This window comes from Cytobacillus sp. FSL R7-0680, assembly GCF_038009245.1.
Lineage (GTDB): Bacteria > Bacillota > Bacilli > Bacillales > Cytobacillaceae > Cytobacillus > Cytobacillus kochii.
This window is the reverse complement of record NZ_JBBPAO010000001.1, coordinates 3,578,327-3,591,947: the sequence shown is the minus strand read 5'-3', so window position 1 is coordinate 3,591,947 and position 13,621 is coordinate 3,578,327. Positions and strand designations below refer to the sequence as shown.

General features: G+C 48.3%; 1 protein-coding gene, 11 tRNA genes and 5 rRNA genes. All 17 read right to left on the bottom strand.

Annotated features, from left to right (window positions below):
* Positions 1-30: 30 nt before the first annotated feature.
* The 17 genes from MKY26_RS17880 to lysS all read right to left on the bottom strand — a co-directional run bounded on the left by MKY26_RS17880 (position 31) and on the right by lysS (position 13,523).
* Positions 31-2,964 (bottom strand): 23S ribosomal RNA (locus MKY26_RS17880).
* Positions 2,965-3,217: 253 nt separating this feature from the next.
* Positions 3,218-3,293, bottom strand: a tRNA-Ala gene (locus MKY26_RS17875).
* Positions 3,294-3,308: 15 nt separating this feature from the next.
* Positions 3,309-3,385 (bottom strand) — tRNA-Ile (locus tag MKY26_RS17870).
* Positions 3,386-3,484: 99 nt separating this feature from the next.
* Positions 3,485-5,033 (bottom strand): 16S ribosomal RNA (locus MKY26_RS17865).
* Between the two features lie 183 nt (positions 5,034-5,216).
* Positions 5,217-5,292, bottom strand: a tRNA-Ala gene (locus MKY26_RS17860).
* A gap of 17 nt (positions 5,293-5,309) precedes the next feature.
* A tRNA-Pro gene (locus MKY26_RS17855) sits at positions 5,310-5,386 on the bottom strand.
* A 4-nt stretch (positions 5,387-5,390) separates the two neighbouring features.
* Positions 5,391-5,467, bottom strand: a tRNA-Arg gene (locus MKY26_RS17850).
* A gap of 9 nt (positions 5,468-5,476) precedes the next feature.
* Positions 5,477-5,565 (bottom strand) — tRNA-Leu (locus MKY26_RS17845).
* 6 nt (positions 5,566-5,571) lie between these two features.
* Positions 5,572-5,646, bottom strand: a tRNA-Gly gene (locus MKY26_RS17840).
* Positions 5,647-5,664: 18 nt separating this feature from the next.
* Positions 5,665-5,749, bottom strand: a tRNA-Leu gene (locus tag MKY26_RS17835).
* 9 nt (positions 5,750-5,758) lie between these two features.
* Positions 5,759-5,834 (bottom strand) — tRNA-Lys (locus MKY26_RS17830).
* Between the two features lie 7 nt (positions 5,835-5,841).
* Positions 5,842-5,917: transfer RNA gene (locus MKY26_RS17825), tRNA-Thr, on the bottom strand.
* Between the two features lie 17 nt (positions 5,918-5,934).
* A tRNA-Val gene (locus MKY26_RS17820) sits at positions 5,935-6,010 on the bottom strand.
* Between the two features lie 9 nt (positions 6,011-6,019).
* Positions 6,020-6,136: ribosomal RNA gene (gene rrf / locus MKY26_RS17815) — 5S ribosomal RNA — on the bottom strand.
* 75 nt (positions 6,137-6,211) lie between these two features.
* Positions 6,212-9,144, bottom strand: a 23S ribosomal RNA gene (locus MKY26_RS17810).
* Positions 9,145-9,470: 326 nt separating this feature from the next.
* Positions 9,471-11,019: ribosomal RNA gene (locus MKY26_RS17805) — 16S ribosomal RNA — on the bottom strand.
* The 16S, 23S and 5S rRNA genes sit together here with 11 tRNA genes alongside, the layout of an rRNA operon.
* 1,004 nt (positions 11,020-12,023) lie before the next feature.
* Complete coding sequence (lysS, locus tag MKY26_RS17800) at positions 12,024-13,523, bottom strand: lysine--tRNA ligase (RefSeq protein ID WP_095373564.1); 1,500 nt, start codon at positions 13,521-13,523, stop codon at positions 12,024-12,026.
* Between the last annotated feature and the right edge of the window lie 98 nt (positions 13,524-13,621).

The window sequence follows — 13,621 nt, the reverse complement described above, 5'->3', positions numbered from 1 at the left end:
GAAGAAGATATTTATTGAGTAATCGCCTGTTTGGTTAAGTCCTCGATCGATTAGTATTAGTCAGCTACATGTGTCGCCACACTTCCACCTCTAACCTATCAACCTGATCATCTTTCAGGGATCTTACTAGCTTGCGCTATGGGAAATCTCATCTCGAGGGGGGCTTCATGCTTAGATGCTTTCAGCACTTATCCCTTCCGCACATAGCTACCCAGCGATGCCTTTGGCAAGACAACTGGTACACCAGCGGTGCGTCCATCCCGGTCCTCTCGTACTAAGGACAGCTCCTCTCAAATTTCCTGCGCCCACGACGGATAGGGACCGAACTGTCTCACGACGTTCTGAACCCAGCTCGCGTACCGCTTTAATGGGCGAACAGCCCAACCCTTGGGACCGACTACAGCCCCAGGATGCGATGAGCCGACATCGAGGTGCCAAACCTCCCCGTCGATGTGGACTCTTGGGGGAGATAAGCCTGTTATCCCCGGGGTAGCTTTTATCCGTTGAGCGATGGCCCTTCCATGCGGAACCACCGGATCACTAAGCCCGACTTTCGTCCCTGCTCGACTTGTAGGTCTCGCAGTCAAGCTCCCTTGTGCCTTTACACTCTACGAATGATTTCCAACCATTCTGAGGGAACCTTTGGGCGCCTCCGTTACTCTTTAGGAGGCGACCGCCCCAGTCAAACTGCCCACCTGACACTGTCTCCCATCCCGATAAGGGATGTGGGTTAGAATTTCAATACAGCCAGGGTAGTATCCCACCGACGCCTCCACCGAAGCTAGCGCTCCGGCTTCTAAGGCTCCTACCTATCCTGTACAAGCTGTACCAAAATTCAATATCAGGCTACAGTAAAGCTCCACGGGGTCTTTCCGTCCTGTCGCGGGTAACCTGCATCTTCACAGGTACTATAATTTCACCGAGTCTCTCGTTGAGACAGTGCCCAGATCGTTACGCCTTTCGTGCGGGTCGGAACTTACCCGACAAGGAATTTCGCTACCTTAGGACCGTTATAGTTACGGCCGCCGTTTACTGGGGCTTCGATTCAAAGCTTCGCGTGAGCTAACCTCTCCTCTTAACCTTCCAGCACCGGGCAGGCGTCAGCCCCTATACTTCGCCTTGCGGCTTCGCAGAGACCTGTGTTTTTGCTAAACAGTCGCCTGGGCCTATTCACTGCGGCTCATCAAGGCTTTAACACCCTAATGAGCACCCCTTCTCCCGAAGTTACGGGGTCATTTTGCCGAGTTCCTTAACGAGAGTTCTCTCGCTCACCTTAGGATTCTCTCCTCGCCTACCTGTGTCGGTTTGCGGTACGGGCACCTTATTCCTCGCTAGAGGCTTTTCTTGGCAGTGTGGAATCAAGAACTTCGGTACTAAATTTCCCTCGCTATCACAGCTCAAGGTATATGACCATGGGATTTGCCTCATGGTCCCTCTAACTGCTTAGACGCACATCCAATAGTGCGCTTACCCTATCCTCCTGCGTCCCCCCATCACTCAAACAGAATACGGTGGTACAGGAATATCAACCTGTTGTCCATCGCCTACGCTTTTCAGCCTCGGCTTAGGTCCCGACTAACCCTGAGCGGACGAGCCTTCCTCAGGAAACCTTAGGCATTCGGTGGATGGGATTCTCACCCATCTTTCGCTACTCATACCGGCATTCTCACTTCTAAGCGCTCCACCAGTCCTTACGGTCTAGCTTCAACGCCCTTAGAACGCTCTCCTACCACTGAACATCAACGATGTTCAATCCACAGCTTCGGTGATACGTTTAGCCCCGGTACATTTTCGGCGCGGAGTCACTCGACCAGTGAGCTATTACGCACTCTTTAAATGGTGGCTGCTTCTAAGCCAACATCCTGGTTGTCTAAGCAACTCCACATCCTTTTCCACTTAACGTATACTTTGGGACCTTAGCTGGTGGTCTGGGCTGTTTCCCTCTTGACTACGGATCTTATCACTCGCAGTCTGACTCCCATGGATAAATCTTTGGCATTCGGAGTTTGTCTGAATTCGGTAACCCGATGAGGGCCCCTAGTCCAAACAGTGCTCTACCTCCAAGATTCTTACGCATGAGGCTAGCCCTAAAGCTATTTCGGAGAGAACCAGCTATCTCCAAGTTCGATTGGAATTTCTCCGCTACCCACACCTCATCCCCGCACTTTTCAACGTACGTGGGTTCGGGCCTCCATCCAGTGTTACCTGGACTTCACCCTGGACATGGGTAGATCACCTGGTTTCGGGTCTACGACCACATACTAAATTCGCCCTATTCAGACTCGCTTTCGCTACGGCTCCGTCTGTCCAACTTAACCTCGCATGTAATCGTAACTCGCCGGTTCATTCTACAAAAGGCACGCTATCACCCATTAACGGGCTCTAACTACTTGTAGGCACACGGTTTCAGGATCTCTTTCACTCCCCTTCCGGGGTGCTTTTCACCTTTCCCTCACGGTACTGGTTCACTATCGGTCACTAGGGAGTATTTAGCCTTGGGAGATGGTCCTCCCTGCTTCCGACGGGATTTCTCGTGTCCCGCCGTACTCAGGATCCACTCTGGAGGGAACGAAGTTTCAACTACAGGGCTTTTACCTCCTATGGCGGGCCTTTCCAGACCTCTTCGTCTATCTCGTTCCTTTGTAACTCCGTATAGAATGTCCTACAACCCCAAGAGGCAAGCCTCTTGGTTTGGGCTAATCCCGTTTCGCTCGCCGCTACTCAGGGAATCGCGTTTGCTTTCTCTTCCTCCGGGTACTTAGATGTTTCAGTTCCCCGGGTCTGCCTTCCATACCCTATGTATTCAGGTATGGATCCTATCCCATAACGGATAGGGGGTTTCCCCATTCGGAAATCTCCGGATCAAAGCTTACTTACAGCTCCCCGAAGCATATCGGTGTTAGTCCCGTCCTTCATCGGCTCCTAGTGCCAAGGCATTCACCGTGCGCCCTTATTAACTTAACCATTGTTCGGCTTGCGATAAGCTACGCATTTCGGCGTCAGCTCACTCGTCAACATCCTCATGTGCACAAGACGCACACTCCGGTGTTTCCTCGCTCGCTTCCTTGAACTGCTGGCTTCTCACAACCCTCACGGTTGTATGTTTTTAAAAAAAGTTTAGTATCTCTACTCTATTATATAGAGAGAAAATAACTAAGGTGGCGATTACTCGGTAATCTTCTTCATTACATTATCTAGTTTTCAAAGAACAATTTGTTGGTGGAGCCTAGCGGGATCGAACCGCTGACCTCCTGCGTGCAAAGCAGGCGCTCTCCCAGCTGAGCTAAGGCCCCGTATTAAAGTTAAAATGGTGGGCCTAAATGGACTCGAACCATCGACCTCACGCTTATCAGGCGTGCGCTCTAACCAGCTGAGCTATAGGCCCACATAACTTCACGGTAAAGTATTTAATCATATCAAAGAGATTGCACTCTCAAAACTGAACGAACAGTCTAACATCAAGTCAATTCCGTATATTCCTTAGAAAGGAGGTGATCCAGCCGCACCTTCCGATACGGCTACCTTGTTACGACTTCACCCCAATCATCTGTCCCACCTTAGGCGGCTGGCTCCAAAAGGTTACCCCACCGACTTCGGGTGTTACAAACTCTCGTGGTGTGACGGGCGGTGTGTACAAGGCCCGGGAACGTATTCACCGCGGCATGCTGATCCGCGATTACTAGCGATTCCGGCTTCATGTAGGCGAGTTGCAGCCTACAATCCGAACTGAGAATGGTTTTATGGGATTGGCTAAACCTCGCGGTCTTGCAGCCCTTTGTACCATCCATTGTAGCACGTGTGTAGCCCAGGTCATAAGGGGCATGATGATTTGACGTCATCCCCACCTTCCTCCGGTTTGTCACCGGCAGTCACCTTAGAGTGCCCAACTAAATGCTGGCAACTAAGATCAAGGGTTGCGCTCGTTGCGGGACTTAACCCAACATCTCACGACACGAGCTGACGACAACCATGCACCACCTGTCACTCTGTCCCCCGAAGGGGAAAGTCCTATCTCTAGGATTGTCAGAGGATGTCAAGACCTGGTAAGGTTCTTCGCGTTGCTTCGAATTAAACCACATGCTCCACCGCTTGTGCGGGCCCCCGTCAATTCCTTTGAGTTTCAACCTTGCGGTCGTACTCCCCAGGCGGAGTGCTTAATGCGTTTGCTGCAGCACTAAAGGGCGGAAACCCTCTAACACTTAGCACTCATCGTTTACGGCGTGGACTACCAGGGTATCTAATCCTGTTTGCTCCCCACGCTTTCGCGCCTCAGCGTCAGTTACAGACCAGAAAGTCGCCTTCGCCACTGGTGTTCCTCCAAATCTCTACGCATTTCACCGCTACACTTGGAATTCCACTTTCCTCTTCTGCACTCAAGTTCCCCAGTTTCCAATGACCCTCCACGGTTGAGCCGTGGGCTTTCACATCAGACTTAAGGAACCGCCTGCGCGCGCTTTACGCCCAATAATTCCGGACAACGCTTGCCACCTACGTATTACCGCGGCTGCTGGCACGTAGTTAGCCGTGGCTTTCTGGTTAGGTACCGTCAAGGTACCGGCAGTTACTCCGATACTTGTTCTTCCCTAACAACAGAGTTTTACGATCCGAAAACCTTCATCACTCACGCGGCGTTGCTCCGTCAGACTTTCGTCCATTGCGGAAGATTCCCTACTGCTGCCTCCCGTAGGAGTCTGGGCCGTGTCTCAGTCCCAGTGTGGCCGATCACCCTCTCAGGTCGGCTACGCATCGTCGCCTTGGTGAGCCGTTACCTCACCAACTAGCTAATGCGCCGCGGGCCCATCTGTAAGTGATAGCAGAACCATCTTTCAATCTAATTATATGTATAAATAGATATTATCCGGTATTAGCCCCGGTTTCCCGGAGTTATCCCAGTCTTACAGGCAGGTTGCCCACGTGTTACTCACCCGTCCGCCGCTAATCTTTGGGAGCAAGCTCCCTCAGATTCGCTCGACTTGCATGTATTAGGCACGCCGCCAGCGTTCGTCCTGAGCCAGGATCAAACTCTCCAATAAAGTGTTTGATTAGCTCATTTGCACCTATGGTGCTTTGTTGCTGATAAATCAGCTTTTTTAGAATTACGCTTGACGTTTTACGTTCGTTCAGTTTTCAAAGAACAATCTCATTCGCTTCAGAAGCGACTTTATAATCATACAACATCTTAACTTGTTATGTCAATAACTTTTTTAAAATGTTTTTGGTGGAGCCTAGCGGGATCGAACCGCTGACCTCCTGCGTGCAAAGCAGGCGCTCTCCCAGCTGAGCTAAGGCCCCAAAAAGAGTAATAAAAATGGTCGGGAAGACAGGATTCGAACCTGCGACCCCTTGGTCCCAAACCAAGTGCTCTACCAAGCTGAGCTACTTCCCGTTTATGGCGCGCCCGAGAGGAGTCGAACCCCTAACCTTTTGATCCGTAGTCAAACGCTCTATCCAATTGAGCTACGGGCGCATCAATAAGTGGTGCCGAGGACCGGAATCGAACCGGTACGGTAGTCACCTACCGCAGGATTTTAAGTCCTGTGCGTCTGCCAGTTCCGCCACCCCGGCACTTATTGGAGCGGAAGACGGGATTCGAACCCGCGACCCTCACCTTGGCAAGGTGATGTTCTACCACTGAACTACTTCCGCAAATATTCAAAATAAAAATGGTGCGGGTGAAGGGAGTCGAACCCCCACGCCTTGCGGCGCCAGATCCTAAGTCTGGTGCGTCTGCCAATTCCGCCACACCCGCATATATAAATGGTGAGCCATGAAGGACTCGAACCTTCGACCCTCTGATTAAAAGTCAGATGCTCTACCAACTGAGCTAATGGCTCGTACAAGTGGTGCCGGCCAGAGGACTTGAACCCCCAACCTACTGATTACAAGTCAGTTGCTCTACCAATTGAGCTAGGCCGGCAAATAAACACAAAAAAATGGTGGAGGATGACGGGATCGAACCGCCGACCCTCTGCTTGTAAGGCAGATGCTCTCCCAGCTGAGCTAATCCTCCAATATGTATGCCCGGCAACGTCCTACTCTCACAAGGGGACAGCCCCTAACTACCATCGGCGCTGAGAAGCTTAACTTCCGTGTTCGGTATGGGAACGGGTGTGACCTTCTCGCTATCGCCACCGGACTATGAAATTGTAAGGGAATCGTTCCCTCAAAACTAGGTAATGTTGAAGAAGATATTTATTGAGTAATCGCCTGTTTGGTTAAGTCCTCGATCGATTAGTATTAGTCAGCTACATGTGTCGCCACACTTCCACCTCTAACCTATCAACCTGATCATCTTTCAGGGATCTTACTAGCTTGCGCTATGGGAAATCTCATCTCGAGGGGGGCTTCATGCTTAGATGCTTTCAGCACTTATCCCTTCCGCACATAGCTACCCAGCGATGCCTTTGGCAAGACAACTGGTACACCAGCGGTGCGTCCATCCCGGTCCTCTCGTACTAAGGACAGCTCCTCTCAAATTTCCTGCGCCCACGACGGATAGGGACCGAACTGTCTCACGACGTTCTGAACCCAGCTCGCGTACCGCTTTAATGGGCGAACAGCCCAACCCTTGGGACCGACTACAGCCCCAGGATGCGATGAGCCGACATCGAGGTGCCAAACCTCCCCGTCGATGTGGACTCTTGGGGGAGATAAGCCTGTTATCCCCGGGGTAGCTTTTATCCGTTGAGCGATGGCCCTTCCATGCGGAACCACCGGATCACTAAGCCCGACTTTCGTCCCTGCTCGACTTGTAGGTCTCGCAGTCAAGCTCCCTTGTGCCTTTACACTCTACGAATGATTTCCAACCATTCTGAGGGAACCTTTGGGCGCCTCCGTTACTCTTTAGGAGGCGACCGCCCCAGTCAAACTGCCCACCTGACACTGTCTCCCATCCCGATAAGGGATGTGGGTTAGAATTTCAATACAGCCAGGGTAGTATCCCACCGACGCCTCCACCGAAGCTAGCGCTCCGGCTTCTAAGGCTCCTACCTATCCTGTACAAGCTGTACCAAAATTCAATATCAGGCTACAGTAAAGCTCCACGGGGTCTTTCCGTCCTGTCGCGGGTAACCTGCATCTTCACAGGTACTATAATTTCACCGAGTCTCTCGTTGAGACAGTGCCCAGATCGTTACGCCTTTCGTGCGGGTCGGAACTTACCCGACAAGGAATTTCGCTACCTTAGGACCGTTATAGTTACGGCCGCCGTTTACTGGGGCTTCGATTCAAAGCTTCGCGTGAGCTAACCTCTCCTCTTAACCTTCCAGCACCGGGCAGGCGTCAGCCCCTATACTTCGCCTTGCGGCTTCGCAGAGACCTGTGTTTTTGCTAAACAGTCGCCTGGGCCTATTCACTGCGGCTCATCAAGGCTTTAACACCCTAATGAGCACCCCTTCTCCCGAAGTTACGGGGTCATTTTGCCGAGTTCCTTAACGAGAGTTCTCTCGCTCACCTTAGGATTCTCTCCTCGCCTACCTGTGTCGGTTTGCGGTACGGGCACCTTATTCCTCGCTAGAGGCTTTTCTTGGCAGTGTGGAATCAAGAACTTCGGTACTAAATTTCCCTCGCTATCACAGCTCAAGGTATATGACCATGGGATTTGCCTCATGGTCCCTCTAACTGCTTAGACGCACATCCAATAGTGCGCTTACCCTATCCTCCTGCGTCCCCCCATCACTCAAACAGAATACGGTGGTACAGGAATATCAACCTGTTGTCCATCGCCTACGCTTTTCAGCCTCGGCTTAGGTCCCGACTAACCCTGAGCGGACGAGCCTTCCTCAGGAAACCTTAGGCATTCGGTGGATGGGATTCTCACCCATCTTTCGCTACTCATACCGGCATTCTCACTTCTAAGCGCTCCACCAGTCCTTACGGTCTAGCTTCAACGCCCTTAGAACGCTCTCCTACCACTGAACATCAACGATGTTCAATCCACAGCTTCGGTGATACGTTTAGCCCCGGTACATTTTCGGCGCGGAGTCACTCGACCAGTGAGCTATTACGCACTCTTTAAATGGTGGCTGCTTCTAAGCCAACATCCTGGTTGTCTAAGCAACTCCACATCCTTTTCCACTTAACGTATACTTTGGGACCTTAGCTGGTGGTCTGGGCTGTTTCCCTCTTGACTACGGATCTTATCACTCGCAGTCTGACTCCCATGGATAAATCTTTGGCATTCGGAGTTTGTCTGAATTCGGTAACCCGATGAGGGCCCCTAGTCCAAACAGTGCTCTACCTCCAAGATTCTTACGCATGAGGCTAGCCCTAAAGCTATTTCGGAGAGAACCAGCTATCTCCAAGTTCGATTGGAATTTCTCCGCTACCCACACCTCATCCCCGCACTTTTCAACGTACGTGGGTTCGGGCCTCCATCCAGTGTTACCTGGACTTCACCCTGGACATGGGTAGATCACCTGGTTTCGGGTCTACGACCACATACTCATTCGCCCTATTCAGACTCGCTTTCGCTACGGCTCCGTCTGTCCAACTTAACCTCGCATGTAATCGTAACTCGCCGGTTCATTCTACAAAAGGCACGCTATCACCCATTAACGGGCTCTAACTACTTGTAGGCACACGGTTTCAGGATCTCTTTCACTCCCCTTCCGGGGTGCTTTTCACCTTTCCCTCACGGTACTGGTTCACTATCGGTCACTAGGGAGTATTTAGCCTTGGGAGATGGTCCTCCCTGCTTCCGACGGGATTTCTCGTGTCCCGCCGTACTCAGGATCCACTCTGGAGGGAACGAAGTTTCAACTACAGGGCTTTTACCTCCTATGGCGGGCCTTTCCAGACCTCTTCGTCTATCTCGTTCCTTTGTAACTCCGTATAGAATGTCCTACAACCCCAAGAGGCAAGCCTCTTGGTTTGGGCTAATCCCGTTTCGCTCGCCGCTACTCAGGGAATCGCGTTTGCTTTCTCTTCCTCCGGGTACTTAGATGTTTCAGTTCCCCGGGTCTGCCTTCCATACCCTATGTATTCAGGTATGGATCCTATCCCATAACGGATAGGGGGTTTCCCCATTCGGAAATCTCCGGATCAAAGCTTACTTACAGCTCCCCGAAGCATATCGGTGTTAGTCCCGTCCTTCATCGGCTCCTAGTGCCAAGGCATTCACCGTGCGCCCTTATTAACTTAACCATTGTTCGGCTTGCGATAAGCTACGCATTTCGGCGTCAGCTCACTCGTCAACATCCTCATGTGCACAAGACGCACACTCCGGTGTTTCCTCGCTCGCTTCCTTGAACTGCTTGCTTCTCACAACCCTCTCGGTTGTGTTTATTAAAAAAGTTTAGTATTTTAAATCAATCTATAATATATAGAGAGAAAAAATAACTAAGGTGGCGATTACTCGGTAATCTTCTTCATTACATTATCTAGTTTTCAAAGAACGATTGAATTGAGAGATTATACTCTCAAAACTGAACGAACAGTCTAACATCAAGTTAATTCCGTATATTCCTTAGAAAGGAGGTGATCCAGCCGCACCTTCCGATACGGCTACCTTGTTACGACTTCACCCCAATCATCTGTCCCACCTTAGGCGGCTGGCTCCAAAAGGTTACCCCACCGACTTCGGGTGTTACAAACTCTCGTGGTGTGACGGGCGGTGTGTACAAGGCCCGGGAACGTATTCACCGCGGCATGCTGATCCGCGATTACTAGCGATTCCGGCTTCATGTAGGCGAGTTGCAGCCTACAATCCGAACTGAGAATGGTTTTATGGGATTGGCTAAACCTCGCGGTCTTGCAGCCCTTTGTACCATCCATTGTAGCACGTGTGTAGCCCAGGTCATAAGGGGCATGATGATTTGACGTCATCCCCACCTTCCTCCGGTTTGTCACCGGCAGTCACCTTAGAGTGCCCAACTAAATGCTGGCAACTAAGATCAAGGGTTGCGCTCGTTGCGGGACTTAACCCAACATCTCACGACACGAGCTGACGACAACCATGCACCACCTGTCACTCTGTCCCCCGAAGGGGAAAGTCCTATCTCTAGGATTGTCAGAGGATGTCAAGACCTGGTAAGGTTCTTCGCGTTGCTTCGAATTAAACCACATGCTCCACCGCTTGTGCGGGCCCCCGTCAATTCCTTTGAGTTTCAACCTTGCGGTCGTACTCCCCAGGCGGAGTGCTTAATGCGTTTGCTGCAGCACTAAAGGGCGGAAACCCTCTAACACTTAGCACTCATCGTTTACGGCGTGGACTACCAGGGTATCTAATCCTGTTTGCTCCCCACGCTTTCGCGCCTCAGCGTCAGTTACAGACCAGAAAGTCGCCTTCGCCACTGGTGTTCCTCCAAATCTCTACGCATTTCACCGCTACACTTGGAATTCCACTTTCCTCTTCTGCACTCAAGTTCCCCAGTTTCCAATGACCCTCCACGGTTGAGCCGTGGGCTTTCACATCAGACTTAAGGAACCGCCTGCGCGCGCTTTACGCCCAATAATTCCGGACAACGCTTGCCACCTACGTATTACCGCGGCTGCTGGCACGTAGTTAGCCGTGGCTTTCTGGTTAGGTACCGTCAAGGTACCGGCAGTTACTCCGATACTTGTTCTTCCCTAACAACAGAGTTTTACGATCCGAAAACCTTCATCACTCACGCGGCGTTGCTCCGTCAGACTTTCGTCCATTGCGGAAGATTCCCTACTGCTGCCTCCCGTAGGAGTCTGGGCCGTGTCTCAGTCCCAGTGTGGCCGATCACCCTCTCAGGTCGGCTACGCATCGTCGCCTTGGTGAGCCGTTACCTCACCAACTAGCTAATGCGCCGCGGGCCCATCTGTAAGTGATAGCAGAACCATCTTTCAATCTAATTATATGTATAAATAGATATTATCCGGTATTAGCCCCGGTTTCCCGGAGTTATCCCAGTCTTACAGGCAGGTTGCCCACGTGTTACTCACCCGTCCGCCGCTAATCTTTGGGAGCAAGCTCCCTCAGATTCGCTCGACTTGCATGTATTAGGCACGCCGCCAGCGTTCGTCCTGAGCCAGGATCAAACTCTCCAATAAAGTGTTTGATTAGCTCATTTGCACCTATGGTGCTTTGTTGCTGATAAATCAGCTTTTTTAGAATTACGCTTGACGTTTTACGTTCGTTCAGTTTTCAAAGAACAATCTCGTTCGCTTCAGAAGCGACTTTATAATCTTATCATCCCACTAACATCATGTCAACTACTTTTTTAAAATAATTTTTGATGATTAGTTGAGTAAACTTGCTCTCTCTTGGGAACAAAAACTACTATATCACGATTGAAAAGTGTTTGCAATATAATTTTTAAAGTTTTTATTAAGAAACTTCTTTTTTTGAAAACAAACTTCAAATCCGTAATTTCAACTTCCCAACTAATCTTTTAATAAGTTTTTTCTATTGTACTATTACTTTAATTAAACAAGTAGAATCTTTATCATTAAACAGCTTTTCTTTTATCTTCTAAATTGAATACTTACAGGAAAATATACCTTTGTACCTTTACTCGTCACATAATCTACATCCAAGCAGAAACGCAAACAACAAATAGCACTTAAACCTTTCTGTTTTTCCTCTTAACACTGCTGCGTCAAAAACCACCTATTTCTAGAACGAACGACAGCCTAACCAAAGTGATTAATAAATTGCTTTTCTACCTTATTAGCTTCGTTTTCATTAGAACAAACGGTTGCCAGCTCTACGCATATTGAAAAAAAGACTTGAATATCAATTGTTTGAAAATGGATTTAATACAGATGCACCCACCTTTACCTTTTCCTATATGAGTCACTCTCCTTCTCTAACAATTCAATTGAAAGCAAGGAACACAATTAATAAACCCATGGCAATTAGCAAATAGTCAAAGTGAAGCAGCAAAGTTTAAAGTAACATAACTAAAAAACTAACTAATTTAAAATAGTATAGCTTCTAATAAATTATCAATTTTTACTAATCATAGTACACCGCTTCATTTGTTTAAATACAATTAAAGCCAATAGAAGTTTACTTTTGTAAACTTCTACTGGCTTTTTTCATCCATTAATATTTATTTTTGACGCATATGCGGGAACAATAACACATCTCTAATAGAAGCTGCGTTTGTTAGTAACATAACTAAACGGTCCACACCAATACCTAGTCCACCAGTTGGCGGCATTCCGTATTCTAACGCCTCAATAAAGTCGTTATCCATCATATGTGCTTCATCGTTTCCTTGCTCACGCTCTTTTAACTGCGCTTCAAAGCGTTCTTTTTGATCAATTGGATCATTAAGTTCCGTGAATGCATTAGCGTGTTCTCTAGCGACTATAAATAACTCAAAACGGTCAGTAAAACGTGGATCGTTTTCATTCTTTTTCGCAAGTGGAGAGATTTCTACCGGGTGTCCGAAAATAAAGGTAGGTTGAATTAGCTTCTCTTCTACTTTTTGTTCAAAGAATTCATTGACGATGTGACCATATTGCATATGCTCGGTAATTTCCACACCATGCTCTTTTGCAAGCGCACGCGCTTCATCAACTGATGTTTCTTTCCAGAAGTCTACACCAGTATATTCTTTAACCGCATCTACCATATGAAGTCTTTTCCACTCTGGTTTCAGATTAATTTCGTATTCACCATACTGAACAGTCGTTGAACCTAGAACTTCTTCTGCAATATGCGCAATAAGGTTCTCTGTCAATCTCATAATATCACGATAATCAGCATAAGCCTCATATAGTTCAATCATCGTAAACTCAGGATTATGTCTTGTAGACACTCCCTCATTACGGAATACACGGCCGATTTCATACACTTTCTCCATCCCACCAACAATCAGGCGTTTTAAGTGTAGTTCAATGGCAATACGCATATATAATTCCATATCCAACGCATTATGATGTGTAATAAAAGGTTTTGCTGAAGCCCCACCAGCAATAGCATGCATCATTGGTGTTTCTACTTCAAGATAACCTTGATCATCTAGATAACGTCTCATAGATTGTATAATACGGCTACGAGTAATGAAGGTATGTTTACTTTCTTCGCTCATAATCAAATCTAGGTAACGCTGGCGATATCTTTGCTCCACATCTTTTAAACCATGGAATTTATCAGGTAAAGGACGTAGGGCTTTTGTTAATAATTCAAATTGTTTTGCTTTAACAGAAAGTTCCCCTACTTTTGTTTTGAAAAGAACACCCGAAACACCGACAATATCACCTAAATCAGCAGATGTAAAAACTTCATATGCTTCTTCACCAACAGCATCCTTACGAACGTATAATTGGATTTGTCCAGATAAATCTTGAATATGAGCAAAACCCGCTTTACCTTTACCGCGTTTTGTCATAATTCTACCTGCAATGGTTACAGGGATTTCTTTTTCCTCTAATTCTTCTTTTTCAAATTGAGAGTATTCCTCAACCAATTGCTGTGATTGATGTGTGCGATCAAATCTTTTTCCGAAAGGATCTACGCCTTGTTCACGAAGACTGTTCATCTTTTCACGTCTAACCACTAATTGGTCATTTAATTCTTCATGATTTTGACTCACAGATACCATCTCCATCTTAAATCTTTTATGTAGACGCCTAAGGGCGGTTTACGAAGATTTAGTATTTTATATCTCTATTATTGTACACAATACAACAACGACAGACA